Below are 25,713 nucleotides of genomic sequence, written 5' to 3' on the forward strand. Positions count from 1 at the left end.
CAATCCAGCGAGTTCCGATGTCCGCCCCCGATACCAATGCCGACGGCAAGCCCCGTCGCCTGATGCACCGCCGCTCCGTCGAATGCCTCGGCTATCTCCGCGACGACGGGCTGTGGGAGGTCGAGGCGCGGCTGGTCGACACCAAGCCATATGCGCGACAGGACAAGCATCGCGGCCTGCAGCAGCCGGAGGATCCCGTGCACGACATCAGGCTGCGGCTCGCGGTCGACGACAGCTTCACGATCCGCGAGACCGGCACCACCATGGCCTCGACGCCCTACCCGTCCTGCCTCGACGTCGAGGGCATCCTGCAGCGTCTGGTCGGCGAACGGATCGGCAAGGGCTGGCGCGATATTATCAGGCGCAAGATCGGCAAGCTTGAGACCTGCACCCATCTCGCCGAGTTGCTCGGCCCGGCGGTGACGACGCTGTTCCAGACCGCGACCTCGGGCAAGGACCCGCAGGGCCGCGGCGCGCTCGATCATCAGCGCGATGTCACCGAGCCGCCGTTCTTCGTCGGCGGCTGCTATTCGTGGCGGCTCGATGGACCGGTCGTGGCCGAGACATTCCCGCAGTTCGCGACAAAGCCGGTCGAGGTCAAGCAGGGTCCGTGAGCGGTGCCCGGCCGCCGTCCACGTGATAGTCTGTGAGACGCAATCGGGGGAATAACGTGGAGCAATACGGCGCGGGGTCGATCGTCGTCTCCGACTATGACGCGAACTGGCCCACGCTGTTCGCACAGGAGCGTACGCGGATCGCGCAGGCCCTCGGCGCGCTCGCGCCGGCCATCGAGCATATCGGCAGCACGGCCGTTCCAGGTCTGCCGTCGAAGCCGATCATCGACCTGCTGGTCGGTATATCCAGCCTCGAAGAGGCCAGGCAACGATGCGTCAAGCCGCTTGAAGCAATTGGCTATGCCTACATGCCGGAATACGCGTCATGGCTTCCCGGCGAGCTGTTCTTCCGCAAGGGACCGCCGGGCCCGTGGACCCACCATCTGCATATGATGGAGCCGTCCCACCCGCGTTGGGAAGCGCGTCTGGTGTTTCGCGATTATCTGCGTACGCACCCCGAGGCGGCACGCGCCTATGCCGATATCAAGCACGCCCTCGCCGCCGCCTCGAAGAACGACATCGAGGCCTATCGAACCGGCAAGGATGCATTCGTCCAGGAGATGACGGCCAAGGCGCGCGCATGGCGCGCGGGTGGCTAACTCACCCTACGAAGTGCCGAAAATCATGCCGCCGCGGAATGCTCGACCACGGCCTGCGGCGGATTGCGGAAGCCGATCGCGATCCGGTTGTAGGTGTTCATCAGGCCGATCGCGATGGTCAGGTCGACCAGCTGCTTCTCGTTGAAGGTGGCGCGCGCCGCTTCATAGGCGTCGTCCGGGATCGCGGTCTCCGCCACGCGGGTGACGGTTTCGGCCCAAGCCAGCGCCGCGCGCTCCTCCGCGTCGAACAGCACCTCGGCCTCGCGCCAGACCTGCAGCACCGCAAGCTTCTCAAGCTTGACGCCCATTTTCTGCAGCGAACGGGTATGCATGTCGAGGCAATAGGCGCAGCCGTTGATCTGCGAGACGCGCAGATAGACCAGCTCGATCAGCGTCGCCGAGAGGCCGCATTGCGTGATGTAGCCATAGACGCCACCGAGCGCCTTGATGGCTGCGGGCGCGGCCTTGGTGTAGTCGATCCGCATGCTCACTGCTTGTGCCCTTCCTTGTCGTAGACGGTCAGCACCTTGTCGTTGCTGTCGACGACGAATACCGCAAGGATCTTCGCCGGCTCGGTCGCACTGGCATTGCGTCCGAGCACGTGATGCGCGCCCGGCGCCTCGAAGAAGCTGTCACCGGCCCGGTAGACGTGCGGCGCCGCTTCGCCCTCGACCTGGCTTTCGATCGCACCCTGCAGGACATAGACATACAGGAAGGCGGATTTGGCGTGACGGTGGGGCGCCGACGGATCGCCGGGCGGGAAGTCGACCTCGGCTGTGACCAGCGACTTGCCGGGAATGTTCGTGATCACGTGCTCGAACTTTGGCGTCACCGATTCCGCGCTCGCCGGAGCGGCAACCATCGCGCAGGCCATGACAACTGGCAGTAAAATCTTCATGTGATTGGCTCCATTGCTACCGGATAGATGCGGGCAGCCATGGTCAAAATGAAGCACCAAGAATGAACCGAATTGGTGTACCACGGGCCATGCCAAGCCCGCTTCCCATCACGCTCGACCGGTCAGCGAAGACGCCGCTCTCGGAGCAGATCCGCAAGGCGATTGCGGTGGCGATCGACAATGGCGTGCTGGTGCCCGGCGCCCGGCTGCCGTCGTGGCTCGACCTTGCCGCCCAGCTCGGCGTTGCGCGCGGCACCGTGCGCGCTGCGTATGACAAGCTGGCGGACGCCCAGCACATCGTGTCGTCGAAGACGAACGGCACCACCGTCGCGCGGCGACCAAGCAAAGCAGCCAAGCCCGATACGCCGGTCATGCCCGGCTCGGTCGCGGAAATGTTCCAGGACTTGAGCGGCCAGGGCCACTTCCGCATGGGTGTCCCCGCGCAGGACGTTCTCCCCGCCAAGCTGCTGGCCCGAATCCGCGCCCGCGCCGTCCGTGCGGAGCTGAGCGCGGTGAGCCGCACCAACGATCTACGCGGCGAGATCGAATTGCGGCGCGAGATCGCCGCGCACCTCGCGATCGCACGCGGGCTTGAATGCTCGCCGGCGCAGATCGTCATCACCTCGGGCTTCAGCGGTGGGCTTGGTCTGGCGCTGCGGGTGCTCGGCCTCGAAGGCCGCCGTGCGTGGATGGAGGACCCGGGATTTCCACTGACCAGAAAGGGGCTCGAGCTGGCCCGGCTCGCGCTGGCGCCGATCCCCGTCGACGCCAATGGCATCGATGTCGAGTATGGCCTCAAGCACGCACCCGACGCGGCGCTCGCGGTGGTGACGCCGGGCCAGCAGGCCCCGCTCGGCCCGCCGCTGTCAGCCAAGCGTCGCGCGCAACTGCTGGACTGGGCGGCACAGTCCGGCGCCTGGATCATCGAGGACGACTATCTCGGCGAGTTGCAGCTCGCCGGCCGCGCCGCGCCCGCGCTGGCCTCGCTCGACCGCAACGGATGCGTGATCCATCTCGGCTCGTTCAGCAAGACGATCTCGCCGACGCTCCGGCTCGGCTTCCTGGTTGCGCCCGAACCGTTGGCGGCGCAGTTCGCCGATGTCGCGACGTGCCTCGCCCCCGCTCCCGGACCGGCGGTGCAGCTCTCCACCGCGGAGTTCATGCGCGATGGCCATTACATCCGCCATCTCCGGCGAACCAAGCGGGCCTATTGCGAACGCCGCGATGCGCTGACGGCGGCGCTCGGCAGCTGGAGCAACGACGTCCGGGTGGCCGGCCTCGCCGTCATGCTGGCGCTGCCGGACAAGACCGATGATGTCGCGATCGCGCGGCAGGCGCTGGCGCACGGGCTGGCGCCCGCCCCGCTCTCGCCCTGGTATGCTTCACCGCAGCGCGGGCAGCCGGGCCTGCTGCTCGGCATTGCGACGGCGCCCGATCGCGGCGTTCAGGCTGCGTGCAAGCACCTGTTCGAGGCGATCCGCAGCCAAGGTCGTAGCGAGGGTGCGCCGGCGGCGCGCCGCGTCAGGAAAGGCGCAACCCGGTAAGCGCGAGGCTCAGCGCCTTGAGCCGCTTGCGCGCCTCGGCGTCATAGGCCTGGGCATGGGCGCGGGCCTCGCGCTTGCCGTCGAAGAACAGTCCGCTCCTATCAGCGACATCGTCGTCCTGGACCAGACGCAGGATGGCGTCGCCGCCCTGCTCGACGGTCGAGATCGGCGTGGCGCCGCTGGCGCGCACCATCGTGGTGTTCATGTAGGTCGCCGGGTGCAGCGAGTTGACGGTCACGCCGGAGCCTTCCAGCTCCGCGGCAAGGTCGATAGTGAACATGATCTGCGACAGCTTGCTCTGCGCGTAAGCTCGCGCGCCGCTGTAGTTCCTGGTGATCATCACGTCAGCGAAATCGATCGGGTGCTGGCCGAGCGACGCGACGTTGACGATGCGCGCCGGCGTGCTCGCCTTGAGCCGCGGCAGCAAGAGATGCGCGAGCAGGAATCCGGCGAGATAGTTGACCGCGAAGCGCAGCTCGTGGCCGTCCTTGCTGGTCTGCCGCGCGGGCCCGTCGTTCTGCGAACCGATGCCGGCATTGCTGACCAGCACATCGAGGCGCTCCTGGTCGTCGAGCACCAGCTGGGCGAACTCGCGGACCTCGGCGAGCGAGGACAGGTCGGCCTGGTAGAACATCGGCTCGCGGCCACTGACCCGCTTGATCTCGTCGGCGAGGACCTGCGCCCGCTTGGTATCGCGGCCGTGGATCAGGACCCGGGCGCCGGCGGAAGCCAGCTTCATCGCCACGTAGCGGCCAACGCCGTCGGTGGAACCGGTGATCAGCACCGTCTTGCCTGCCATATTCATCGAAATTGCCTTTCGATCCGTTCGCCCAGCGCTGCCGGCAAAGATAAATCCCCGCTGCGGACTTTGCCATGGCAGCCATCAGCCCCAAAACAGAGCCGGAACGGCCCGCACGCCCCCCTCGACCACGCCCGCGTGGTGCGCAATCTGTCGCGCGGCCTGCGGTCGCGCGGCGCCGCGCCGCGCGTCAAGGTGAATGCATTCTGATAACGTCGAGATGAACGACAAGGCCGGTATCGGCAAAGGGCCGCAATGTCCTCGACCATTCCAGACAGGTTCGCGCAGAAGGCTCTCTCGCTGGAGCCATTCGGCATGCTCCTGCTCTTCGCAGTGCTATCAGCGCTGCCGATTGTCCTGACGGTCCATCTGGTTGAGCTCGCACTCGTGCTGCCCGCGCTCAGCCTGTTGTTGTTCGCTGAGGCAGCCATTGCCGCGATTGCGGCGCGCGTGATCCACGTGCGCGCAAGCGTGGCGAACCTCACGCTGTGGGATTTTGCCGGCGCATTCACCTTCATGGGGTGTGCAGCGGCGATCCTCGGCGAGCCGGACCAGGCAGCGCTGTTCTTCGAGGAAGAAGCGGCGCTGCGGCCGGTATCACGACCGTAATCCCAGGCCGGGCCCCTCTGGCAGCCACAAGCTGCGATGTCGGACTGGAACTCAGTTGGAGTGGCCCTGCTTCGAGCCGCGACGTGACAGCGTCGTGGCGGATTTGCCGTCCGCGTGACGGCAACATCCCGTTTCGTCGAGACGGTCCACTCCCCGACCTCAAGGGGAGCATTGCCCATGTCCGAACTGTTTTCACTCGACGCGCTCAGCGCTCTGCTGCAAGTCGTCGTCATCGACCTCGTGCTGGCCGGCGACAATGCGGTCGTGATCGGCCTTGCCGCGGCCGGCCTGCCGGCGCAGCAGCGCGGCAAGGCGATCCTGATCGGCATCGGCGCCGCGACGCTATTGCGCATCCTGTTCGCACTCGTCACCACACAGCTGATGCAGATCGTCGGCCTGCTGCTGGCCGGCGGCATCCTGCTGCTCTGGGTGTGCTGGAAGATGTGGCGCGAGCTGCGCGCCGGCGCGCATGAGACCGCGGCCGCCGATGGTACCGACGGCGCGGAGGTGCCGCGCAAGACGCTGTGGCAGGCCACGACGCAGATTATCGTCGCCGACGTCTCGATGTCGCTCGACAACGTGCTGGCGGTAGCGGGCGCCGCGCGCGAGCAGCCGATCGTGCTGGTGTTCGGCCTCGCGCTCTCGATCGCGATGATGGGTGCCGCCGCGACCTTCATCGCGCGGCTCTTACAGAACCACCGCTGGATCGCCTATGTCGGCCTCGCCGTGATCCTCTACGTCGCGATCGACATGACGATTCGCGGCGCAAACGAGATCGCGAAGGTCGCGCCGGTCTGACCAATGCAAAACGGCGGGCCCGAGGGCCCGCCGTTGCGCAGATCGAGACGTGCGTTGCGTCAGTGGATTTCCGACGAGCGCTTCAGGGCTTCCTTCAGCTTCTCGAGCGTAAAATCCTTGGAGCGCGCGATGTCGAGGATCGGAGTCTCGCGACGGCCGCAGAGCTCGGCGGCCTCCGGCAGTTTCGCCGCGATCTCGTAGGGGATCACGATCGCACCGTGGCTGTCGGCGTGGATCAGATCATCGGAACGCACCGTCATGCCGGCGACGCGGACCTCGCCGCCAAAGCTCTCGGCGTGCACCCAGGCATGCGACGGACCGATCGAGCCGGCCAGCGCCTGGAAGCCCGGCGCCCATTGCGGAATGTCTCGGATCGAGCCGTCGGTGATGACGCCGAGGCAGCCGAGCGCCTTGTGTACGGCACTCTGCACCTCGCCCCAGAACGCGCCGTAGCCGACGTCGGGACCGTCGATGTCCTGGATCACCGAGATGCGCGGACCGAAGCCGGTGCCGACATATTCGTAATATTCGATGCGGCGCTTCGACTGCTCCTCGGCCGAGAGGCCGGATTTCAGCACCGAGCGGATCGCGACCGTGCGGGCATAGCCGACGATCGGCGGCAGCGTCGGGAACGGGCAGACCAGCGGCTTCACGGTGTAGCCGATCAGACGGCGCTCAGGTGCCACGATCTCCATCGCGTTGCAGATCGTCGGCGTGTCATAGCGCGCCAACGCCTCGAGGACGGACGCAGGCAGCGGGGCGGAAGCGGATGTCGTCACGGCGTTTCTCTCCTGATTTTTGGCGTTCGCTGGCCGATCTTAGGCCTATAGCCGAGATCGGCGGCGAACCCAACCGAGCCACGCTCATGGCTGATATTTGCGTGAGTGAAGCAACTACATCACCGTCACCCTGAGGAGGCCGCGCAGCGGCCGTCTCGAAGGGTCGACGGCCCGACTGTGGCCGTGCATCCTTCGAGACGCGCTACGCGCTCCTCCAGCGACAAAGGCGAAGCCTTTGCGCGGGGATGACGGGTCAGGAAGTCGGCGCGCTCAATGCAGATGCGTCGGACGATCGTCGTTGTCGGCATCCGCGGCCGGCGCCGCATAGGGACCAGCGGTCTGCGCCGTCGCTGGTGCACTCGCGCCTTGCGTCTGCGCCGCAAGCTGGCGCTCCTGGTCGCGGTAGGACTTCCAGCCCCACGGCAGGCTGATCAAATAGGCGACCGAGCCCGCCGACAGGATGTGCCAGGGATAGCCGATCAGGAGCGCGACGAAGAACACCACGGCAACGAACACCGGCAGCACCATCTCCGGCGGCACGCGCATCTTCACGGTCTTGCCGGAGAACACCGGCAGCCGCGACACCATCAGGAAGGCGATCAGCAGCGTGTAGAACGCCGTCAAGGTCGCCGGCGGCATCGGCACGCCGAGGAAGGCGAGATAGATCGGCAGCAGCACGGTGATCGCGCCGGCCGGCGCCGGCACGCCGGTGAAATAATTAGCGGCGAATGCCGGCTTGTTCGGATCGTCGATCGAGGCATTGAAGCGCGCCAGCCGCAGGCCGCCGGAGATCGCGAACACCATCGCGGCGATCCAGCCGCCGTTGTTGAGCTCATGCAGCTGCCAGAAATACAGGATCAGGCCCGGCGCGACGCCGAAATTGACGAAGTCGGCGAGGCTGTCGAGTTCGGCGCCGAATTTCGACTGGCCCTTGATCATGCGGGCGACGCGACCGTCGATGCCGTCGAGGATCGCGGCGAACACGATGGCAGCGACCGCAAGCTCCATCCGCCCTTCCGTCGACAGCCGAATCGCGGTCAGGCCGGCGCAGATCGCCAGCAGCGTGATCATGTTCGGGACCAGCATCCGCACCGGGATCGGGCGGAACCGGCGTCGGCGATACTCTGATGGATTGTGATCGAATGGCGTCATGGCTTGGCAATATAGCAAGCGCTGGCCCGCTCCGCCATTGGCGCGGGAACCGGCTGATCGACCTGGCGAAAGAGGGTTAATCGGCGCGGTAGGTGCGGCCCGGGTCGGCGTTGCGGAAATCCGCCAGGATGGTCTCGCCGGCAACCGCGGTCTGCCCTTCCGAGACCAGCGCCTTGGTGCCCTCGGGCAGATAGACGTCGAGCCGCGAGCCGAAGCGGATCAGGCCGAAGCGCTCGCCGGCGCCGATCGACTGCCCCTCCTTGACGAAGCAGACGATGCGGCGCGCCACCAGGCCCGCGATCTGGACCACGCCGATGCGGCCGTTGGCGCTCGAGATCACCAGCGAGTTGCGCTCATTGTCCTCGCTCGCCTTGTCGAGTTCGGCATTGATGAAGGCGCCGGGCCGGTAGGCGATACGGTCGATGCGGCCGGCCACCGGGCTGCGGTTCACATGACAGTTGAACACGCTCATGAACACCGAGACCCGCGGCAGCGGCTTGTCGCCGAGGCCGAGCTCGGCCGGCGGCAGCGCCTGCACCACCATGGAGACGCGGCCATCGGCCGGCGACACCACGATGCCGTCGCGCAGCGGCGTGACGCGGACCGGATCGCGGAAGAACAGCGCGCACCAGACCGTCAGCAGGGTCCCGATCCAGCCCAGCGGGGTCCAGATCCAGAACAGGATCAGGCTCGCCAGCGCGAAGCCGCCGATGAAGGGATAGCCCTCCGGGTGGATCGGCGGGATCTGCGCGCGGATGGAATTGGCGATCGACATCAGAACTCGCTGTGGTACCCCGCCCCTGCGGCGGGAGAGGCCCTAAATCGACTATTCCGCGGCGGTCGGCAAGGGTTTCTCACCCGTATCAGGGGTGGAATCCTCCGAGGAATCAGTTGCAGCGGGCGGCAGCCGATTCGGTGCGCTGCCATCGTCATCGACCTGGGCGAGCCGTTCGCGGGCCTCCTCGGCCTCGCGCTGCCGGTTCCACATGCTGGCATAGAGGCCGTCGGCGGCCAAAAGCCGCGCGTGGGTGCCGCGCTCGGCGATCCGGCCCTGGTCCAGCACGATGATCTCGTCGGCGCCGACGATGGTCGACAGCCGGTGCGCGATCACCAGCGAGGTCCGGTTGCGCGACACCCGCTCCAGCGCGCCCTGAATCTCGTGCTCGGTGTGGCTGTCGAGCGCGGAGGTCGCCTCGTCCAGCACCAGGATCGGCGGCGCCTTCAGCACGGTGCGCGCGATCGCCACGCGCTGCTTCTCGCCGCCCGAAAGCTTCAGACCGCGCTCTCCGACCTGGGTCTCGTAGCCCTGCGGCGACATCCGGATGAAGCCGTCGATCTGCGCGAGACGCGCCGCCTCCTCCACCTCGTCGTCGCCGGCATCCCAGCGGCCGTAGCGGATGTTGTAGCGGATGGTGTCGTTGAACAGCACGGTGTCCTGCGGCACCATGCCGATTGCCGATCGCAGCGAGGCCTGCGTCACCGTCTTGATATCCTGGCCGTCGATCAGGATGCGGCCACTCGATACGTCGTAGAGCCGAAACAGCAGCCGCGAGATCGTCGACTTGCCGGCACCAGACGGGCCGACGATCGCGACCGTCTTGCCGGCCGGCACTTCGAAGCTCAGCCCCTTCAGGATCGCTCGGTCGGGCTCGTAGGCGAAGCGGACATCCTCGAAGCGCACGCTGCCGGACGATACGACAAGCGGCTTGGCTCCCGACACGTCCTTCACCTCGGGATTGCGCTCCAGCACGTCGAACATCTTCTCGATGTCGATGATCGCCTGCTTGATCTCGCGATAGACCATGCCCATGAAATTCAGCGGCACGTAGAGCTGGATCATCATCGAGTTGATCAGCACGAAATCACCGACCGTGTGGGTGCCGTTGCGGACGCCGAACGCGCACATCAGCATGGTCGCGGTCAGGCCGGCCGTGAAGATGATCGCCTGCCCGGTGTTGAGCACCGCAAGCGAGGTATAGGTCTTCACGCTGGCCTGCTCGTAGCGCTCCATCGAGCGGTCGTAGCGCCGCGCCTCGCGCTCCTCGGCGCCGAAATACTTCACCGTCTCGTAGTTGAGCAGCGAGTCGATCGCCTTGGTGTTCGCCTCGGTGTCGGAATCGTTCATCTTGCGGCGGATCTCGATCCGCCACTCGGTCGCGATGTAAGTGAAATACATGAACACGACGACCGTGATCAGCACCGCGAGCACGTAGCGCCAGTCGAACTGCCACAGCAGCACGCCGGCGAGCAGCGTGACCTCGACGATGGTCGGGATCAGCTGCAGGATCACCATCCGCACGATGGTCTCGATGCCGGAGCGGCCGCGCTCCAGCACGCGGGTCAGGCCCCCGGTCTTGCGCTCGAGATGGAAGCGCAGCGACAGCTCGTGCATGTGCACGAAGGTGATGTAGGCGAGCCGCCGCACCGCGTGCATCGCGACGCGGGCGAAGATGCCGTCGCGCCACTGCGTCAGCACCGCCATGATGATGCGCACCGCGCCGTAGCTGATCGTCATCAGCACCGGCGAGGCGATCAGCCAGACCACCCAGTTCGACGCTGCGACCGGCGCCGAGCCCGTGCCGTTCAGCGCGTCGATCGCCCATTTGAAGGTGAACGGCACCGACAGCGTGGCGAGCTTGGCGAACAGCAGCAGCACCACCGACCAGATCACGCGCATCTTCAGATCGGCGCGATCGCCCGGCCAGATGTAGGGCCAGAGATGAACGAGGGTGCCGAGCAGCGTGCCTTTCTCGGCCGTCGGCGTCGTGGCCGTGGGCTGATCGGCAGCGGTTACAGGCTGTTGCGGCGGCACCATCAGGAGCCTGCTCTCGCCGTCATGGCGCGCCGGTGCGCTGCCACATCTTTTCCACGATTTGCCATTGTGCCCGTCATATAGATCGTTTGAACGCGGCGTACAGGCTTATGACGAAAATTGTTCGCGATTCGCGGGAATTTACGGGATTTTTTGGTCTTCAATCCCCATATGCTGATCTTGACCCTGTTTACGCTGCAGTGCCACAAGGATCGTATGAACCAAATCAAGACTGTCTGTGTTTATTGCGGCTCCGGCCCCGGTAACAATCCCCGCTTCGTTGAAGCTGCCGTTGCGCTCGGCAAGGCGTTTGCCGACAACAATGTGCGCCTGGTCTATGGCGGCGGCTCGATCGGCCTGATGGGCGCGGTCGCCAAATCCACGCTCGATCATGGCGGCTCCGTCACCGGCATCATTCCGGAATTCCTGCGGGCGCGCGAGAACGCGCTGACCTCGGTGCAGGAGATGATCGTCACGCCCGACATGCATGAGCGCAAGCGCCTGATGTTCGAGCGCTCCGATGCGTTCGTCGCGCTGCCCGGCGGCATCGGCACGCTGGAGGAGCTGGTCGAGCAATTGACCTGGCAGCAGCTCGGCCGTCACTCCAAGCCGATCCTGCTCGCCAACATCGACAACTTCTGGGAGCCCCTGCTCTCGCTGTTGAACCACATGCGCACGACCGAGTTCATCCGCCCGACGCTGCCGATCAACGTGCTGATGGCCGACCGCGTCGACGATATCCTGCCTCGGCTGCGTTCGGCGGTGGCCGGCAAGCCGGCAGCCGCGAAGGAACTCGCACCGGAAGTCGCGCGGCGGCTGTGATCGTTCGAGCACAAACCTAGTCCCGTCATGCTGAAGAGCGCGGAACGCGCGTCTCGAAGCATGCACGGCCCGGCCGGTGGCCGATTCATCCTTCGAGGCTTGCTCCGCTCGCACCTCTGGATGACGGTCTGAGATTAGTGCCGTCCAACATCACTCGCTCGGAAACGTCACGGCCTCGATGCGGTTGCCGTCGGGATCGAGGATGAAGGCTGCGTAGTAGCGCACGCGATCGTGCGGGCGCAGGCCCGGCGCGCCGTCGGATGCGCCGCCGGACACCAGCGCGGCGGCATGGAAGGCATCGACCTCGGCTGTGGTTTTCGCGCGCAGGCAGATATGGGTGCCGCTCTCGTGAGCGACCTGCGCCATCGCGGCGCGCAGATTGATCCAGAACTCCGGATAGGCCTTGCCGAAGCCGATTGTGGCCGGCCGCGTGACGAGACGGCTCAGGCCGAGTGCGGCCAGCGTCGGCTCATAGAACCGCGCGGCGCGGTCGAGGTCGCGGACGCCGACGGAGACGTGGTCGATCATGTGGCCTCCTTCCTGCCGTCATTGCGAACCTGTAGCCCGGATGGAGCGAAGCGAAATCCGGGGAAGGTTCTCCGCGGATGGACCCGCCCCGGATTGCGCTCCGCTCCATCCGGGCTACAATTTTCTCACGCTTGTGCGCCCGACTTCACCAGCTTGTAAAACACCGAATCCATCAGCGCCTGGAACGAGGCGTCGATGATGTTGGGCGAGACGCCGACCGTGGTCCAGCTCTCGCCGGTCTCGTCCTCGCTTTCGATCAGAACGCGCGTGACCGCCTCGGTGCCGCCATTGAGGATACGCACGCGGTAGTCGATCAGCTTCAGGCCGTCGATGTATTTCTGGTACTTGCCGAGGTCCTTGCGCAGCGCCACGTCGAGCGCATTGACCGGACCGTTGCCTTCGGCGGCCGAGATCAGCCGCTCGCCGTCGACATCGACCTTCACCACCGCGAGCGCCACCGTGACCCGCTGGCCGTTGGCGTTGTAGCGCTGCTCGACATTGACGTCGAACTGCTCGACCTTGAAATATTCCGGCACCTTGCCGAGCGTGCGGCGCGCCAGCAGGTCGAATGAGGCGTTGGCGGATTCATAGGCGAAGCCCGCGGCCTCGCGTTCCTTCAGTTCCTCGACCAGCCGCGTCAGCCGCGGATCGCTCTTGTCATAGGCGATGCCGGCGCGGTCGAGCTCGGCCATCACGTTGGAACGGCCGGCCTGATCCGACACCAGCACCTTGCGGTGGTTGCCGACGGCATCCGGCAGCACGTGCTCATAGGTCTGCGGATCCTTCATGACCGCGGAGGCATGGATGCCGGTCTTGGTGACGAACGCGCTCTCGCCGACATAGGCGGCATGGCGGTTGGGCGCGCGGTTCAGCATGTCGTCGAGCGTGCGCGACACCTTCATCAATGTCGTCATCTTCTCGGTGGTGACGCCGATCTCGAACTTATCGGCAAATTCCCGCTTCAGCTTCAGGGTCGGAATCAGCGAGCAGAGATTGGCGTTGCCACAGCGCTCGCCGAGGCCGTTGAGCGTGCCCTGGATCTGCCGCGCGCCGGCGCGCACCGCGGCGAGCGAATTGGCCACCGCCTGCTCGGTGTCGTTATGGGCATGAATGCCGAGATGGACACCGGGCACGTGCTTGATCACATCGGCGACGATGGTCTCGATCTCGTGCGGCATGCTGCCGCCATTGGTGTCGCACAGCACCACCCAGCGCGCGCCGGCCTCATAGGCGGCTTTGGCGCAGGCGAGCGCGTAATCGCGGTTCTCCTTGTAGCCGTCGAAGAAATGCTCGCAGTCGACCATCACCTCGCGGCCGAGCGCCTTGGCGGCCGCGACGCTGTCGCGGATCGAGGCGAGGTTCTCCTCGTTGGTGGTCTCCAGCGCAACGCGGACCTGGTAGGCGGAGGATTTGGCGACGAAGCAGATCGCGTCCGCCTTGGCCTCGAGGATGCCGGCGAGCCCGGGATCGTTCGAGGCCGAGCGGCCGGGCCGCCGCGTCATGCCGAAGGCGGTGAAGCGCGCGTGGTCGAATGCGGGCTTCCTGCTGAAGAACTCGGTGTCGGTCGGATTGGCGCCGGGATAGCCGCCCTCGACATAGTCGATGCCGAGCGCGTCGAGCATGCCCGCGATCACCTGCTTGTCCTGCAGCGTGAAGTCGACGCCATTGGTCTGCGCGCCGTCGCGCAGCGTGGTGTCGAACAGATAAAGGCGCTCGCGGCTCATGCGTGGCCCCCGGGGGTGGCAACGCCGTCGAGCGTCTTCTGCATCGTGGTGTTGGCGAGCCATTCGTCGCCGATGGTGACTGTATTGCGCTGCTGCGCGACGTAGCCGCGCTTGCGGAAGAATTCGAGCGCGGTGTCGCTGGCATCGACCTTCAGGGTCTTGGTGCCGCGGGCACTCGCGATCTTCTCCAGCGCGTCGCACAGCGCGCTGCCGACCCCCTGCCCGACCGCGCTCGGATGCACATAGAGCATATCGATGTGATCGGCGCCCTTCAGCGAGGCGAACCCGACCGGCGCGCCCTGCAAGGTCGCGATCAGTGTCAGCTGGCCGGCGAGCTTCTTGCCGAACGCCGCCTCGTCGGCGGCGGCCATCGCCCAGGCTTCCTGCTGTGCCTCGCTGTAATCGTCGCCGGTCAGGTCCATGATCGAGGCCGCGAAGATCGCCGCCAGCAGTGCTGCATCATCGGGCAGATACGGGCGCAAGGCGGGTGCGGAACGGCTCATCGCGCGACCTCCCAGGTGGTGCCTTCCTTGGAGTCCTTGATCACCACGCCCATCGCGGCGAGCTGATCGCGGATCCGGTCGGACTCCTTGAAGTCCTTCCGCGCCCGCGCCGCGGTGCGCTCGGCAAGCAGCGCCTCGACCGCACCGGCATCGACGCCGCTCGCCTGCTGCTTGCGCGCCTCCCAAGCGGCCGCACTCTCCGACAGGAAGCCGAGCAGCCGCAGCGAACCGGCGAACTCCGTGCGGCTCTGCTCGCTGCTCGACGCAGCGCTGCGCAGGCCATGCAGCACCGCCATCGCCTGTGCCGTGTTGAGGTCGTCGTAGAGGGCCTCGACCACGGCCTGCGACGGCGCACCGGGCTCGGCATCGGCCGCAACCGCATACCAGTCGTCAAGCGTCCTTGCGGCCTCCTCCGCACTCTTCAGCGTCCAGTCGAGCGGCGAACGGTAATGCGTCCGCAGCATGCTGAGCCGCAGCACCTCACCCGGCCAATCGGCCAGGAGATCGCGGATCGTGAAGAAGTTGCCGAGCGACTTCGACATCTTCTCGCTTTCGATCTGCAGGAAGCCGTTGTGCATCCAGACATTGGCCATGCGGTCGGTGTGGAACGCGCAGCAGGTCTGCGCGAGCTCGTTCTCATGGTGCGGAAACACCAGGTCGATGCCGCCGCCATGGATGTCGAACTTCTCGCCGAGATGCTTCCAGGCCATCGCCGAGCACTCGATGTGCCAGCCGGGCCGCCCCTCGACCGCAATGCCTGATGGCGAAGGCCATGACGGCTCGCCCGGCTTCGACGGCTTCCACAGCACGAAGTCGGTGTTGTCGCGCTTGTAGGGCGCGACATCGACGCGGGCGCCCGCGATCATCTCGTCGAGCGAGCGCTTCGACAGCGCGCCGTAGCGCGGCAGCACCGAATTGGCCGCATTCATCGCCTGCGGCGAGAACAGCACGTGATCCTCGGCGACATAGGCAAAGCCGCCGGCGACCAGTCTCTCGATGATCGCACGCATCTCCGGGATGTGCTCGGTCGCACGCGGCTGTACGGTCGGGGCTAAGCAGCCCAGCGCCGAGACGTCGTCCTGATACTGCTGATAGGTCAGTTCGGTGACCTTGCGGATCGCCTCGTTCAACGGCATGCCGGGATAGTCCCGCGCGGCGCGGACGTTGATCTTGTCGTCGACGTCGGTGATGTTGCGAACGTACTTCACGTGGTCGGCGCCATAGCGATGGCGCAGCACGCGGAACAGCACGTCGAAAACGATCGCTGCGCGGCCGTTGCCGATATGGGCGAAGTCATAGACCGTCGGTCCGCAGGCATACATGCCGACGTTGTTGGGATCGAGCGGCACGAACGGCCGCTTCTCCCGGGTCAGCGTATCGTAGAGGCGCAAATCCATGGAAACCGTTCCCTTGCGGCCGGGCGGTCCAATGCTCTCAGGTGTTGAGAAAAGACGGCCTCAGCCAGCGAATCGCTAGCTCATAATCTCGCGGCAAATGCTGCAGATGGCGAGGTGGCCGTTCATGGTTCCTCCTGTCTCACGGCCCCTTTATCGCGTCAAGGGGCTGTTTTCAGGCGTTTTGCAACCCACTTCGCACCGAAATCACGGCAACGCCCTCATGGTTAATCATTATTAACGATTTGGGCGTACGGGAGGGCCAGCGGATTCCCCGCCATTTCACCGGTGCACCATGCGGCCCATTTCAGCATTGATTGCCTGCACGCTTTTCGTTGTCCCGTCCTTGCTTGCCCCCTCTGCCGCGCTGGCCGACAGCCGCGTCTTCATCGTCGCCAACCAGGCCGACGGCTACGGCATCGACCAGTGCCTGGCCCGCGGCGACCGCTGCGGCGCCTCCGCCGCCCGGGCCTACTGCCAGTCACGGGATTTTGCGCAGGCCACCAATTACCGCCGCGTCGATCCCGACGAGATCACCGGCGCGGTTCCGCACGCTGCGAACGAGACATGCAGCGGCCACGCTTGCGGCGAATACGTCGCCATCACCTGCCAGCGCTAGGCCAAGCCGCTGGATAACCGGGGTTATTGCCACACCGGCGCCCCGGAAACGACGTGACGCTGCCCCGAGAAACGGCTATTGCAGGCGACCCTTGCGGGTGACCCTGGCCGCGCGCCTTGGCGTTGATCGCCGCGCGGCGTCGTTCTAATGGCCGGATATGCCCAATAGCTCCCATTCTCGCTTCTCCCGCTGGTTCCTGACTTGCGCTCTGCTGGGCGGAATAGCCCTGCCCGCCGTGGCGCAGGTGCCACCGGGCCCGCCTGGCCCGGCTCCGCAAGGCGCGCCGCAGCCCAATCCGCAGGCCAATCCGATGTGCGGCCGGCTCGAGGGCCAGCTGGCGGCGATCGATCGGGGCGGCGGCGACCCGGCCAAGGACGAGCAGATCCGCCGCTATCAGGATGCGGCGACGAGGCAGCAGGGCGAGCTCGATCGGGTCACCGCTCAGGCGCGGCGGATGGGCTGCGACAGCTCAGGGTTCTTGTCGCTCTTTAATAACAACTCGGCGCAGTGCGGTCCGGTCAACAACCAGATCCAGCAGATGCGCGCCAATCTCGACCAGATGACCGGCAATCTCGAGCGGCTGCGCACCGGCGGGCTCGGCGGCGCCGACCGCGAGAACCAGCGCCGCTCGGTGCTGACCGCGCTGGCGCAGAACAATTGCGGCCCGCAATACGCCGCAGCCGCCGCGCGCGGCCCTGGCAACTTCCTCGAGAACCTGTTCGGCGGCGGCGGTGGCGGCAATCCCAACAATCCGCTGCCCCCGCCCGACGCGCAATATGGCGCGCAGTCCGGTACCTTCCGCACCGTCTGCGTCCGCACCTGCGACGGCGCCTACTTCCCGATCTCGTTCGCGACCAGCCAGGCGCGCTTCGCCGCCGACGAGCAGGTCTGCAAGGCGCAGTGCCCGGCCGCGGAGGCCAGCCTGTTCACCTATCGGAATCCCGGCGAAGACATCAACCAGGCGGTCTCGATCAGCGGCCAGTCCTACTCGTCGCTGCCGAACGCCTTCAAGTACCGCACCGAGTTCAACCCGTCCTGCTCCTGCAAGGCGGCGGGCCAGAGCTGGGCCGAGGCGCTGAAGGCGGTCGACGACCAGGCCTCCGCCGCGCAGCAGGGCGACATCATCGTCACCGAGGAGAGCGCGCGGAAGATGCAGCAGCGCGCCCAGACCAAGGCCGCTGCCGGCAAGAAGGGTGCGCCCGCAGCGGCAGCTCAGCCGCAGCAACCTGCGGCCGCCGACGCCACCGCGCCGGCCGCGCCGTCGAGCGACGGCCAGATCCGCACGGTCGGCCCGACCTTCATCCCGAAGAAGCAGTAAGGCTCAGCCCTCGAACGCTTCCGCCGACGCGCGCGAGGTGCGCGTCACCAGCGTCTCGTCGGGCTCCGGCAACGCCTTGCCGAAATCACGGAAGCGGTTGGTGATGGGATAGCGGCGGTCGCGGCCGAAATTCTTCCGCGTCACCTTCACGCCCGGCGCAGCCTGCCGCCGCTTGTACTCGGCGACGTTGAGCAGGCGATCGACGCGGGTCACGACATCGCGGTCGAAGCCGGCTTCGATGATGGTCGCAAGCGGCTCCTCGCGCTCGACCAGCCGCTCCAGGATCGCGTCCAGCACCTCGTAGGGCGGCAGCGAATCCTGGTCGGTCTGGTTCTCGCGCAATTCCGCGGTCGGCGGCCGGATGATGATGTTGACCGGGATCACCTCGCCCGACGGCCCGAGCGCGCCATCCGGCTTCCATTCATTGCGCAGGCTCGACAGGCGGAACACCTCGGTCTTGTAGATGTCCTTGATCGGGTTGAAGCCGCCGTTCATGTCGCCGTACAGCGTGGCGTAGCCGACCGACATCTCCGACTTGTTGCCCGTGGTCACCACCATGGCGCCGGTCTTGTTGGAGATCGCCATCAACAGCGTGCCGCGGGCGCGCGCCTGCAAATTCTCCTCGGTGATGTCGCGCTCCATGCCCGCGAACACCGGCGCCAGGATCTTCTCGAACCCGTTGACAGCGTCGGCGATCGGCAGGATTTCGTAACGAATGCCGAGCGCGGCGGCGAGCTTGGCGGCATCGTCGAGCGACACCTGCGCGGTGTAGCGGAACGGCAGCATCACGCCGCGCACCTTGTCGGCGCCGAGCGCATCGACTGCGATGGCCGCGCACAGCGCCGAATCGATGCCGCCGGAGACACCGAGCAACACGCCGGGAAAACCGGTCTTGCGGACGTAATCGCGCAGGCCGAGCACGCAGGCGGCGTAATCGGCCTTGTCGCCCTCGAGCTGCGGCGCGATCGGGCCGTTGCAGCGCCAGCCGTCCGGCGTCTTGCGCCAGACGAGCGTCGTGATGTTCTCCTCGAACGCCGGCAGCTGCGCCGCGACCGAGAGATCGGCATTGAGCGCGAACGAGGCACCGTCGAAGATCAGCTCGTCCTGGCCGCCGACCTCGTTGAGATAGACCAGCGGCAGCCCGCTCTCGGTGACGCGCGCCACCACGATCGACAGCCGGAGATCGGCCTTGTCGCGGGCATAGGGCGAGCCGTTCGGCACGATCAGGATCTCGGCGCCGGTCTCGGCCAGACACTCGACGACGTTCTCGTATTCCTCGGATTCTTCGAGCCAGATGTCCTCGCAGATCGGCACGCCGATGCGCACGCCGCGCACCGTCACCGGACCTGAGGCCGGGCCGCGTGCGAACAGCCGCTTCTCGTCGAACACGCCGTAATTCGGCAGATTGGCCTTGAAGCGCAGCGCGGCGATGCGCCCGCCGTCGAGCAGCGCGCAGGCGTTATAGAGCTTGCCGTCCTCCACCCAGGGCGTCCCGATCAGAACAGCCGGGCCGCCATCGCTGGTCTCGCGCGCCAGTTCCTCGATCGCGGCGCGGCAGGCCGACTGGAACGCCGGCTTGAGCACCAGATCCTCCGGCGGATAGCCGGCGATGAACAGTTCCGACAGCACCACCAAGTCGGCGCCGTCGGCCTTGGCCTTCTCGCGCGCAGCGCGCGCTTTCGCGGCGTTGCCGGTGACGTCACCGACCGTCGGATTGAGTTGCGCCAGGGTGATCTTGATCTGTTGTTCGCTCATATCTTTATGTTGTCCCGCACAAGGGCAAACTTCAATGGTCGTCCGGTCATGGTGCGATTGCAGAAATCGCACCGGGATGACAGGCGCCGGTCAGGGCGCGAGCTCCGCCCTCGCCTCGCCGAGCAGCGCCATGCCGCCCAACCGGCCGAGTTCGTCCGAACATTTCGCGCTCTTGCCATAGCAGCCGAATGCGACCGTGACCCGTTCGGACAACGGTCCGATCGAGGGCAAGCCGGTGTCGCCGAAGGTGGTCATGCAGGGCACGACGCGGCGTTGCTCGAATGCGAGGTCGCGAATGCGGTCGAGGATCTGGGTTTGCAGCCGATCGGCCACGGCAACCGATCCGCCCGACCGGAACCAGTCCTTGATGTCAGCCTCGCTCTCGAGCCGGAGATCTGTGGGATCACCGCCGAGCTTCAACCAGCTCTGGCCGTCCGGATACGGGACCGGCGGCAGGATATAGGGATTGTCGCCCTTGGGCCCGAGACAGCGCATCGACGGCATGCCGGCAAGGCGCTGCACTTCCGCCGCGCCGAGCCGAAACAGCGCCACGGTACGGCCATAGACCGTGAATCCAAGGGATCGGCCGAGCAGCGATTGGGTGTGCCCGCCTGCCGCAACCAGCACGCGATCGGCCTCGACGCTGCCCGATCGGGTCCGGATCGTCACACCGGAGCCGCTCTCGGAAATCCCGAGCGCCGGCTCGCCGATGATCCGGGCCCCGGCGCGCTCCGCCGCGATGGTCTGCGCCCGCACCAGGCGGCGCGGAGAGATGTATCCGGCATTGCGCGGCTCGAAATAGCCGAGCATTCCCGATGTCGATTTCAGGAACGGAAACCGCTCCGCGAGCCCCGCGTCCTGATAGGCCTCACAATTGATCCCGTCCGCGGCGCAGACTGTGCCGACCGAGGCGACATCGGTGGTCTCGCGGTCACCGACGTGGAGCGCACCGGCTTCGCGGTAGAATTCGACACCGCTTTCCGCCGTGATCTCGCCGTAGCGCGCAATCGCCGCGCGGTTCATCTGTCGCCAGAAGGCTTGCGGATCGTAGCTCCGCGTGATGCGCCCCTCGTCATAGTGGCTGCCGAACACGCCGTCATGGCGCGCAAAGTCGGCCGGCTCATCGGGCCCGATCAGCGCGACGTCATGGCCCATCTTGCTCAAATGGCGCGCGGCCGCCGACCCGATCAGGCCGCGTCCGACCACCGCAAGCCTGATCGGCCCGCTGGCATTCATGGTGAAAAGGCGCCCATCCGCTCGGCGAGCGCGAACAGCCAGAACAGCCCGGCCATCACGAGTGCGACGCCGACGGCGGCCGAGCCCATGTCCTTGACCCGTCCGATCTGCGGATCGTGATCCATGGTCAGGCGGTCGGCGAGCTTCTCGATCGCAGTGTTGAGCAGCTCGATCACCAGCACCAGCACCACGGTCGCGACCAGCTCGACCCGGCGCATCACCGTGGCGCCGACCAGCCAGGCCAGCGGCAGCGACAGCACCAGCGCCACGACCTCCTCGCGAATCGCCTGCTCCGAGCGAATGGCGAACGCCAGCCCGTTGCGCGAGTTGATGGTGGCTCGCCAGAACCTCAGCAAGTCACTGCCCTCAAGTCGCTTGCCCCAAAGTCACCTGCCCCAACTCACAATCCCGCAGCGGCCGGCATCGGTTTGACCTTGCCCGCGCGCTCCTGCTTCAACAGCTCGGCGATCAGAAAGGCCATGTCGATCGACTGTTCGGCATTGAGACGGGGATCGCAGACCGTATGGTAGCGGTCGTTGAGATCCTCATCGGTGATGGCGCGCGCGCCGCCGATGCATTCGGTGACGTCCTGCCCGGTCATCTCCAGATGCACGCCGCCGGCATGCGTGCCTTCGGCGGCATGGATCTGGAAGAACGACTTCACCTCCGCCAGCACGCGGTCGAACGGCCGCGTCTTGTAGCCTGACGTCGAGGTGATGGTGTTGCCGTGCATCGGATCGCACGACCACACCACTTTGCGCCCTTCCCGCTGCACCGCGCGGATCAGGCCCGGCAGATGATCGCCGACCTTGTCGGCGCCGAAGCGGTTGATCAGGGTCAGGCGGCCCGGCTCGTTGTCGGGGCTGAGCACGTCGATCAGCTTCAGCAATTCGTCCGGCTTCAGCGACGGGCCGCATTTCAGGCCGATCGGGTTCTTGATGCCGCGGAAATATTCGACATGGCCGTGATCGAGCTGACGGGTGCGGTCGCCGATCCAGATCATGTGGCCGGAGGTCGCGTACCAGTCGCCGGTCGTCGAATCGACCCGCGTCATCGCCTGCTCGTAGCCGAGCAGCAGCGCCTCATGGCTGGTGTAGAAATCGGTGGCGCGCAGCTCCGGATGGCTTTCGAGATCGAGGCCGCAGGCGCGCATGAAGTTCAGCGCATCCGAGATCCGGTCGGCCAGCTCCTTGTAGCGGCGGGACTGCGGCGAATCCTTCAGGAAGCCGAGCATCCACTGATGCACGCTGCCGAGATTGGCGAAGCCGCCGGTGGCGAAGGCGCGCAGCAGGTTCAGCGTCGCGGCGGATTGGCGATAGGCCATCAGCTGGCGCTGCGGATCGGGAATCCGCGCTTCCGGCGTGAAGGCGATGTCGTTGACGATGTCGCCGCGATAGCTCGGCAGCTCGACGTCGCCCTGCTTCTCGGTCGGCGACGAGCGCGGCTTGGCGAATTGCCCGGCGATGCGGCCGACCTTCACCACCGGCAGCGCGCCGGCATAGGTCATGACCACGGCCATCTGCAGCAGGACGCGGAAGAAGTCGCGGATGTTGTTGGCGCCGTGCTCGGCGAAGCTCTCGGCGCAGTCGCCGCCCTGCAGCAGGAACGCCTCGCCGTCGGCGACCCGCCCCAGCGCCTTCTTCAGGCTGCGCGCCTCGCCCGCGAACACCAGCGGTGGAAAGGTCGCGAGCTGGGCCTCGACATCGGCCAATGCCTTGGCATCGGGATAATCGGGCACCTGCAGCACCTTCTTGGCGCGCCAGCTATCGGGTGTCCACCGCTCGGACATGAGGTCAACTCCTGAGCAAAAACCGCGACTTAATCGCGGGCATAGCGAAAGCCCGGCTTATACACAGGGCGCCGCGCTCCCGCTAGAAGGATTCCCGCTGTTTGGTCAACCCCTTGCAGGGAAATCCGAATTCGCATTTGGTAGAGCATAGCATGAATGCCAGGGAAATCGCCGTGGCCGAGGCCGCGCTGGACGACGTTTTTAGCGACGACATCGTCGTGCCGGCCGCGGACGGCTATCCGCTCGCCGCGACGCTGTTCCTGCCGCGCGGCAGGAAGCGCCACGCCATCCTGATCAATTCGGCGACCGCCGTGCCCCGCAAGGTCTATCGCGGCTTTGCCGGCTACCTCGCCCGCCGTGGCGCGGCGGTGTTGACCTACGACTACCGCGGCACCGGCGACAGCCGGCCGATGGCGGCGGTCGGCCTCAACAAGCCGAAATCGCTCGCCGGCTTCAAGGCCACGATGGCCGACTGGGCCGCGCTCGACACCACCGCCGCCGTGAGCTGGATGCGCGAGCGCTACCGCGGCCTGCCCTTCGCCTATGTCGGCCACTCCTTCGGCGGCCAGGCGCTCGGCCTGCTCGCCAACAACGCCGAGATCCCGCGCGCGCTGCTGATCGCCTCGCAGGCCGCCTATTGGAAATTGATGGCTTCGCCCGAGCGCTACCGCGTCGTCGCCTTCATGAACGGCATCGGCCTGCCGCTGGCGCGCACGCTCGGCTATGTGCCAGGTTGGGCCGGCCTCGGCATGGACCTGCCGCGCGGCGTGTTCGAGCAATGGCGCGGCTGGGTGATGCGCGAGCGCTATCTGCTCGACGACACGACACTTGCCGCGCGCGAGAATTTTCCAAACTTCAAGGGCAGGCTCCGCGCCTTCAGCGTAACCGACGACACCTGGGCGACGCGGCCCGCGATCGAACTGCTGTGCTCCGCCTTCACCGCGATCAGCCCGGAGATCATCTCGATCCGCCCTGCGGACGCCGGCGTCAGCAAGATCGGCCATTTCGGCTTCTTCCGCAGCGACCACCGCGACACGCTGTGGCGCGGCGCCGCGGAATGGCTGGAGGCGGAGGGATAGCATCGAACTCTCACCGCCGTCGTCCTGGCGAAAGCCAGGACCCATAACCACCGAATTTGCTTGTGAACGGGACCGCAGCCGCGGCGCCGCGCGACGACTGAGATTTGGGGTAATGGGTCCTGGCTTTCGCCAGGACGACGATGCGGACGGTTCTCGCGCGATCCAACGCGCCGTCATTGCGCTCCATCTCCGGTGTCATCACCTCATCTCGGTGTCATCGCCCGGCTTGACCGGGCGATCCAGTACGCCGCGGCTTCTCGGCTCAACAACGACTGTCTCTGGAATACTGGATCGCCCGGTCGAGCCGGGCGATGACAGTTGAGGATGGGATACAGCTCCGCATTCTCGCGACACGATTTGTCCGAGCTTTGCTCTTGGTTTCGCGCTCTCTCGAAACAGAGGGCGCAGGGAAAGCCGGGTGCCGATCGCACCCATGGGTCCGGTGCAAATAAAAAGCACCGGAGGTCGGACCACAGGTGTAACCGGAAACATCCCGGCTTTCCCTGCGCGATGGGTTACGGCTTATACGTGCTCTCCCCGGTGAGACTGGGCTTGCTTGTCACCGCCCGCGCATGACGCAACGCGTCTTGCACGAGGACACCTGCCGTGAGGGCGTCAGGACCACACGATTTCGCCGTCCGCCTCGCATGCATGTCGTCTCTCGCATGTCCGGCGTCCACCGCATCTCACCGCAACACTCGTGACGATCGCGAAGCGCCCCTCAATCGGGTGAGACGGGCCAATTGAACATCTGAGTTGGGTAGCGCGTCAAGAGAAAATTCCGAAAAAACGAAATAATCGTCGCGCCTAGGTCTTGCGGTTGGTCGCCGCGTACGGCGCAGAGCCGTAGGACGGGTAGAGCGAAGCGAAACCCATCACCCGTATCCGCCGTCGAAATGATGGGTATCGCTTCGCTCCACCCATCCTGCCAGTCTCACACCACCTTCCGCGGCGCCGCCGTCGCCGCATCGCCGGTGTTCGGCGTTCCCGTCGGCTCGATCAGCAGCAGATGCACCTCTTCCCGCGCGACCGGCCGGTGCTCGACGCCCTTCGGCACGATGTACAGCTGGCCGGGATGCAGCGTGACGGTGCGGTCGCGCAGCTCGATGTCGAGCACGCCTTTCAGCACCAGGAAGAAGTCGTCGGTGTCGTCGTGCTTGTGCCAGACGAACTCACCGTGAACCTTCACGACCATGATGTCGCAGGCGTTGAATTGCGCCACGGTGCGCGGCGACCAGTGATCGCTGAATGTCGACAGTTTTTGCGAAAGATCGATCGCATCGCTCATGGATGCCTCCGGGCCTGCGAGCCTGACATCGATAGATGGCGCCGAAAGCCACAAATGAAAGAGGCCGCTACGTGGGCGGCCTCCCTGATCATTTGCCCGTCGTGCTCGGCGGCTTCTGGCCCTGCCCCTGTCCCGTCGTGGCGGACGAGCCCTGGGCGCTGCCGGAAGCGCTCGAACTCATGCTTGAGCTCGCGCTCGAGCTCGCACTGCCGCTCGAACTCGAGCTGGCTTGAGCCAGAGCGAGAGACGTCGAGGCGATGAGAACTGAAAGGGCAACTGCAATCGGTCGGATCATTTTCTTCTCCTCCGTCGTTCGGAACACGGATGTCAATGTCCGCAGGAGTGAGATGTTCCGAAGCGCGGCCGGTTGCACGTCGCAAGTTTCAAGGCGATCTCAAAGCTTTGGTGACAATACAGACGCGAACGCCGCGCCCTCGGGACGCGGCGTTCGCATGCCGTTGATTGCATCAATCTCGATCGGCGCCCTACTGATACGTCGCCGCCTTGTGATGGCCGTTGATGTCGCAATGCGACTCGCCATTGGCGGCCTTGCGCTCCAACAGCTCTCGTTCGGCCTTGTACCAGAGCTGATCCATCTGGCCGGGCGGTTCGCCGGCGTCCTTCCACAATTCGTAGGCGCGGGTCCGGATCTCCTGCTCGGTTGGACCTCTCATCGGCGGCTCCCTCAATTTGAGACATCAAACTGTTTGAGAGTGGAACTGCCAGCATAGCGCAAGGTTCCAACGCGCGCGAGATGGGCAGCCCTGAGGAACAGTCCCCAGTGGATATCCAAGTCAGCAACGGTGCCCTAATGCCCGGTATCGACGGCGGCCGCCCGGCGGTGCGCCGATCCTGCAGAAGCACCTACCCCTTCAGAGGTATGAAACCTTTGCGCGCTTCCGCAGACCTAAGAATATCAGGATTTTGCCACGACCTTCCTGGGGCTAGAGACAGCGCCGTCCGCAGGTATTTTAAGCGGGCGGCGTTGGACTGTCAGGCAGGGCCGATCGTCGCCATCGCATGCCAAAGCGCGATGAGATTGGGTTGAATCGTC

General features: G+C 65.9%; 27 protein-coding genes. 10 read left to right on the forward strand and 17 right to left on the reverse strand.

Annotated elements, in window-relative coordinates:
• The first annotated feature begins 17 nt into the window (after nt 1-17).
• Together BRSPCE3_RS02110 and BRSPCE3_RS02115 are read left to right on the forward strand one after the other, a co-directional pair.
• Complete coding sequence (locus BRSPCE3_RS02110) at nt 18-614, forward strand: DUF2889 domain-containing protein (protein WP_244063929.1); 597 nt, start codon at nt 18-20, stop codon at nt 612-614.
• A 56-nt stretch (nt 615-670) separates the two neighbouring features.
• A complete protein-coding gene (locus BRSPCE3_RS02115) occupies nt 671-1,213 on the forward strand; it encodes a GrpB family protein (protein ID WP_244063931.1) in 543 nt (180 codons plus the stop codon).
• Nucleotides 1,214-1,236: 23 nt separating this feature from the next.
• Here BRSPCE3_RS02115 and BRSPCE3_RS02120 read toward each other — a convergent pair whose 3' ends face one another.
• On the reverse strand, nt 1,237-1,704 hold the full coding sequence (locus BRSPCE3_RS02120) for a carboxymuconolactone decarboxylase family protein (protein ID WP_244063933.1): 468 nt from the start codon (nt 1,702-1,704) through the stop codon (nt 1,237-1,239).
• Nucleotides 1,701-2,111 (reverse strand): cupin domain-containing protein, encoded by a 411-nt coding sequence (locus tag BRSPCE3_RS02125; RefSeq protein ID WP_244063935.1) that lies wholly within the window; start codon nt 2,109-2,111, stop codon nt 1,701-1,703. The genes BRSPCE3_RS02120 and BRSPCE3_RS02125 overlap by 4 nt, the downstream gene beginning before the upstream one ends.
• An 89-nt stretch (nt 2,112-2,200) precedes the next feature.
• Between BRSPCE3_RS02125 and BRSPCE3_RS02130 the strand changes: the two genes are divergently transcribed.
• Nucleotides 2,201-3,655, forward strand: coding sequence for a PLP-dependent aminotransferase family protein (locus BRSPCE3_RS02130; protein ID WP_244063936.1), 1,455 nt, complete (start codon nt 2,201-2,203; stop codon nt 3,653-3,655).
• Here BRSPCE3_RS02130 and BRSPCE3_RS02135 read toward each other — a convergent pair.
• Nucleotides 3,633-4,460: an SDR family NAD(P)-dependent oxidoreductase gene (locus tag BRSPCE3_RS02135; RefSeq protein ID WP_244063938.1), complete on the reverse strand. Its 828-nt coding sequence runs from the start codon at nt 4,458-4,460 to the stop codon at nt 3,633-3,635. The genes BRSPCE3_RS02130 and BRSPCE3_RS02135 overlap by 23 nt on opposite strands.
• 249 nt (nt 4,461-4,709) lie before the next feature.
• Here BRSPCE3_RS02135 and BRSPCE3_RS02140 point away from each other — a divergent pair, with 249 nt between their 5' ends.
• Nucleotides 4,710-5,063 (forward strand): hypothetical protein, encoded by a 354-nt coding sequence (locus BRSPCE3_RS02140; RefSeq protein WP_244063939.1) that lies wholly within the window; start codon nt 4,710-4,712, stop codon nt 5,061-5,063.
• Nucleotides 5,064-5,240: 177 nt separating this feature from the next.
• On the forward strand, nt 5,241-5,861 hold the full coding sequence (locus tag BRSPCE3_RS02145) for a TerC family protein (protein WP_244063940.1): 621 nt from the start codon (nt 5,241-5,243) through the stop codon (nt 5,859-5,861).
• A gap of 59 nt (nt 5,862-5,920) precedes the next feature.
• Here BRSPCE3_RS02145 and BRSPCE3_RS02150 read toward each other — a convergent pair whose 3' ends face one another.
• The 4 genes from BRSPCE3_RS02150 to BRSPCE3_RS02165 all read right to left on the reverse strand — a co-directional run bounded on the left by BRSPCE3_RS02150 (nt 5,921) and on the right by BRSPCE3_RS02165 (nt 10,607).
• The gene (locus tag BRSPCE3_RS02150; protein ID WP_244063941.1) at nt 5,921-6,640 is read right to left on the reverse strand and encodes an RraA family protein; all 720 of its coding nucleotides are present in this window, start codon (nt 6,638-6,640) and stop codon (nt 5,921-5,923) included.
• Between the two features lie 270 nt (nt 6,641-6,910).
• Nucleotides 6,911-7,792, reverse strand: coding sequence for a CDP-diacylglycerol--serine O-phosphatidyltransferase (gene pssA / locus BRSPCE3_RS02155; RefSeq protein WP_244063943.1), 882 nt, complete (start codon nt 7,790-7,792; stop codon nt 6,911-6,913).
• A gap of 76 nt (nt 7,793-7,868) precedes the next feature.
• The gene (locus BRSPCE3_RS02160; protein WP_050404685.1) at nt 7,869-8,567 is read right to left on the reverse strand and encodes a phosphatidylserine decarboxylase; all 699 of its coding nucleotides are present in this window, start codon (nt 8,565-8,567) and stop codon (nt 7,869-7,871) included.
• A gap of 51 nt (nt 8,568-8,618) precedes the next feature.
• Nucleotides 8,619-10,607: an ABC transporter ATP-binding protein/permease gene (locus tag BRSPCE3_RS02165; protein ID WP_244063945.1), complete on the reverse strand. Its 1,989-nt coding sequence runs from the start codon at nt 10,605-10,607 to the stop codon at nt 8,619-8,621.
• 213 nt (nt 10,608-10,820) lie between these two features.
• Here BRSPCE3_RS02165 and BRSPCE3_RS02170 point away from each other — a divergent pair, with 213 nt between their 5' ends.
• Nucleotides 10,821-11,426 (forward strand): TIGR00730 family Rossman fold protein, encoded by a 606-nt coding sequence (locus tag BRSPCE3_RS02170; RefSeq protein WP_244063946.1) that lies wholly within the window; start codon nt 10,821-10,823, stop codon nt 11,424-11,426.
• 150 nt (nt 11,427-11,576) lie between these two features.
• Here BRSPCE3_RS02170 and BRSPCE3_RS02175 read toward each other — a convergent pair whose 3' ends face one another.
• The 4 genes from BRSPCE3_RS02175 to cysS form a co-directional block, all read right to left on the reverse strand.
• Nucleotides 11,577-11,954, reverse strand: coding sequence for a VOC family protein (locus BRSPCE3_RS02175; protein WP_244063948.1), 378 nt, complete (start codon nt 11,952-11,954; stop codon nt 11,577-11,579).
• A 125-nt stretch (nt 11,955-12,079) separates the two neighbouring features.
• Nucleotides 12,080-13,678, reverse strand: coding sequence for a citramalate synthase (gene cimA / locus BRSPCE3_RS02180; protein WP_244063950.1), 1,599 nt, complete (start codon nt 13,676-13,678; stop codon nt 12,080-12,082).
• The gene (locus tag BRSPCE3_RS02185; protein ID WP_244063953.1) at nt 13,675-14,181 is read right to left on the reverse strand and encodes a GNAT family N-acetyltransferase; all 507 of its coding nucleotides are present in this window, start codon (nt 14,179-14,181) and stop codon (nt 13,675-13,677) included. The genes cimA and BRSPCE3_RS02185 overlap by 4 nt, the downstream gene beginning before the upstream one ends.
• Nucleotides 14,178-15,578 (reverse strand): cysteine--tRNA ligase, encoded by a 1,401-nt coding sequence (gene cysS, locus BRSPCE3_RS02190; protein ID WP_244063955.1) that lies wholly within the window; start codon nt 15,576-15,578, stop codon nt 14,178-14,180. Before cysS ends, BRSPCE3_RS02185 begins: the two co-directional genes overlap by 4 nt.
• A 292-nt stretch (nt 15,579-15,870) precedes the next feature.
• Here cysS and BRSPCE3_RS02195 point away from each other — a divergent pair, with 292 nt between their 5' ends.
• Nucleotides 15,871-16,194, forward strand: coding sequence for a hypothetical protein (locus BRSPCE3_RS02195; protein ID WP_244063957.1), 324 nt, complete (start codon nt 15,871-15,873; stop codon nt 16,192-16,194).
• 157 nt (nt 16,195-16,351) lie between these two features.
• Nucleotides 16,352-17,512, forward strand: a complete 1,161-nt coding sequence (locus tag BRSPCE3_RS02200) for a DUF2865 domain-containing protein (protein WP_375709851.1) — start codon at nt 16,352-16,354, stop codon at nt 17,510-17,512.
• 3 nt (nt 17,513-17,515) lie between these two features.
• On the opposite strand, the gene BRSPCE3_RS02205 is transcribed toward BRSPCE3_RS02200, so the two are convergent.
• The 4 genes from BRSPCE3_RS02205 to BRSPCE3_RS02220 all read right to left on the reverse strand — a co-directional run bounded on the left by BRSPCE3_RS02205 (nt 17,516) and on the right by BRSPCE3_RS02220 (nt 22,292).
• Complete coding sequence (locus BRSPCE3_RS02205; protein ID WP_244063959.1) at nt 17,516-19,267, reverse strand: NAD+ synthase; 1,752 nt, start codon at nt 19,265-19,267, stop codon at nt 17,516-17,518.
• A 90-nt stretch (nt 19,268-19,357) separates the two neighbouring features.
• A complete protein-coding gene (locus tag BRSPCE3_RS02210; protein WP_244063961.1) occupies nt 19,358-20,503 on the reverse strand; it encodes an FAD-binding oxidoreductase in 1,146 nt (381 codons plus the stop codon).
• On the reverse strand, nt 20,500-20,859 hold the full coding sequence (locus tag BRSPCE3_RS02215; RefSeq protein ID WP_244063963.1) for a diacylglycerol kinase: 360 nt from the start codon (nt 20,857-20,859) through the stop codon (nt 20,500-20,502). The genes BRSPCE3_RS02210 and BRSPCE3_RS02215 overlap by 4 nt, the downstream gene beginning before the upstream one ends.
• Before the next feature lie 44 nt (nt 20,860-20,903).
• Nucleotides 20,904-22,292 carry a class II 3-deoxy-7-phosphoheptulonate synthase gene (locus tag BRSPCE3_RS02220; protein ID WP_244063965.1) on the reverse strand — a complete coding sequence of 463 codons (1,389 nt, stop codon included), beginning with the start codon at nt 22,290-22,292 and terminating at the stop codon, nt 20,904-20,906.
• 152 nt (nt 22,293-22,444) lie between these two features.
• Here BRSPCE3_RS02220 and BRSPCE3_RS02225 point away from each other — a divergent pair, with 152 nt between their 5' ends.
• Nucleotides 22,445-23,371: an alpha/beta fold hydrolase gene (locus tag BRSPCE3_RS02225; RefSeq protein ID WP_244063966.1), complete on the forward strand. Its 927-nt coding sequence runs from the start codon at nt 22,445-22,447 to the stop codon at nt 23,369-23,371.
• Between the two features lie 934 nt (nt 23,372-24,305).
• On the opposite strand, the gene BRSPCE3_RS02230 is transcribed toward BRSPCE3_RS02225, so the two are convergent.
• Nucleotides 24,306-24,659, reverse strand: a complete 354-nt coding sequence (locus BRSPCE3_RS02230) for a cupin domain-containing protein (RefSeq protein ID WP_244063968.1) — start codon at nt 24,657-24,659, stop codon at nt 24,306-24,308.
• Between the two features lie 35 nt (nt 24,660-24,694).
• Here BRSPCE3_RS02230 and BRSPCE3_RS02235 point away from each other — a divergent pair, with 35 nt between their 5' ends.
• On the forward strand, nt 24,695-24,892 hold the full coding sequence (locus tag BRSPCE3_RS02235) for a hypothetical protein (protein ID WP_244063970.1): 198 nt from the start codon (nt 24,695-24,697) through the stop codon (nt 24,890-24,892).
• 252 nt (nt 24,893-25,144) lie between these two features.
• Here BRSPCE3_RS02235 and BRSPCE3_RS02240 read toward each other — a convergent pair whose 3' ends face one another.
• Nucleotides 25,145-25,333, reverse strand: coding sequence for a DUF2934 domain-containing protein (locus BRSPCE3_RS02240; protein ID WP_244063972.1), 189 nt, complete (start codon nt 25,331-25,333; stop codon nt 25,145-25,147).
• Nucleotides 25,334-25,713: the final 380 nt, after the last annotated feature.

The organism is Bradyrhizobium sp. Ce-3 (assembly GCF_022835695.1).
Taxonomy (GTDB): Bacteria; Pseudomonadota; Alphaproteobacteria; order Rhizobiales; family Xanthobacteraceae; genus Bradyrhizobium.

Coding starts and splice junctions, on each gene's coding strand:
- BRSPCE3_RS02110 (WP_244063929.1), top strand. CDS start 18: ATGTCCGCCCCCGATACCAATGCCGACGGCAAGCCCCGTCGCCTGATG.
- BRSPCE3_RS02125 (WP_244063935.1), bottom strand. CDS start 2,111: ATGAAGATTTTACTGCCAGTTGTCATGGCCTGCGCGATGGTTGCCGCT.
- BRSPCE3_RS02130 (WP_244063936.1), top strand. CDS start 2,201: ATGCCAAGCCCGCTTCCCATCACGCTCGACCGGTCAGCGAAGACGCCG.
- BRSPCE3_RS02135 (WP_244063938.1), bottom strand. CDS start 4,460: ATGAATATGGCAGGCAAGACGGTGCTGATCACCGGTTCCACCGACGGC.
- BRSPCE3_RS02140 (WP_244063939.1), top strand. CDS start 4,710: ATGTCCTCGACCATTCCAGACAGGTTCGCGCAGAAGGCTCTCTCGCTG.
- BRSPCE3_RS02145 (WP_244063940.1), top strand. CDS start 5,241: ATGTCCGAACTGTTTTCACTCGACGCGCTCAGCGCTCTGCTGCAAGTC.
- pssA (WP_244063943.1), bottom strand. CDS start 7,792: ATGACGCCATTCGATCACAATCCATCAGAGTATCGCCGACGCCGGTTC.
- BRSPCE3_RS02160 (WP_050404685.1), bottom strand. CDS start 8,567: ATGTCGATCGCCAATTCCATCCGCGCGCAGATCCCGCCGATCCACCCG.
- BRSPCE3_RS02165 (WP_244063945.1), bottom strand. CDS start 10,607: ATGGTGCCGCCGCAACAGCCTGTAACCGCTGCCGATCAGCCCACGGCC.
- BRSPCE3_RS02170 (WP_244063946.1), top strand. CDS start 10,821: ATGAACCAAATCAAGACTGTCTGTGTTTATTGCGGCTCCGGCCCCGGT.
- BRSPCE3_RS02175 (WP_244063948.1), bottom strand. CDS start 11,954: ATGATCGACCACGTCTCCGTCGGCGTCCGCGACCTCGACCGCGCCGCG.
- cimA (WP_244063950.1), bottom strand. CDS start 13,678: ATGAGCCGCGAGCGCCTTTATCTGTTCGACACCACGCTGCGCGACGGC.
- BRSPCE3_RS02185 (WP_244063953.1), bottom strand. CDS start 14,181: ATGAGCCGTTCCGCACCCGCCTTGCGCCCGTATCTGCCCGATGATGCA.
- cysS (WP_244063955.1), bottom strand. CDS start 15,578: ATGGATTTGCGCCTCTACGATACGCTGACCCGGGAGAAGCGGCCGTTC.
- BRSPCE3_RS02195 (WP_244063957.1), top strand. CDS start 15,871: ATGCGGCCCATTTCAGCATTGATTGCCTGCACGCTTTTCGTTGTCCCG.
- BRSPCE3_RS02200 (WP_375709851.1), top strand. CDS start 16,352: ATGCCCAATAGCTCCCATTCTCGCTTCTCCCGCTGGTTCCTGACTTGC.
- BRSPCE3_RS02205 (WP_244063959.1), bottom strand. CDS start 19,267: ATGAGCGAACAACAGATCAAGATCACCCTGGCGCAACTCAATCCGACG.
- BRSPCE3_RS02210 (WP_244063961.1), bottom strand. CDS start 20,503: ATGAATGCCAGCGGGCCGATCAGGCTTGCGGTGGTCGGACGCGGCCTG.
- BRSPCE3_RS02220 (WP_244063965.1), bottom strand. CDS start 22,292: ATGTCCGAGCGGTGGACACCCGATAGCTGGCGCGCCAAGAAGGTGCTG.
- BRSPCE3_RS02225 (WP_244063966.1), top strand. CDS start 22,445: ATGAATGCCAGGGAAATCGCCGTGGCCGAGGCCGCGCTGGACGACGTT.
- BRSPCE3_RS02230 (WP_244063968.1), bottom strand. CDS start 24,659: ATGAGCGATGCGATCGATCTTTCGCAAAAACTGTCGACATTCAGCGAT.
- BRSPCE3_RS02235 (WP_244063970.1), top strand. CDS start 24,695: ATGGCGCCGAAAGCCACAAATGAAAGAGGCCGCTACGTGGGCGGCCTC.
- BRSPCE3_RS02240 (WP_244063972.1), bottom strand. CDS start 25,333: ATGAGAGGTCCAACCGAGCAGGAGATCCGGACCCGCGCCTACGAATTG.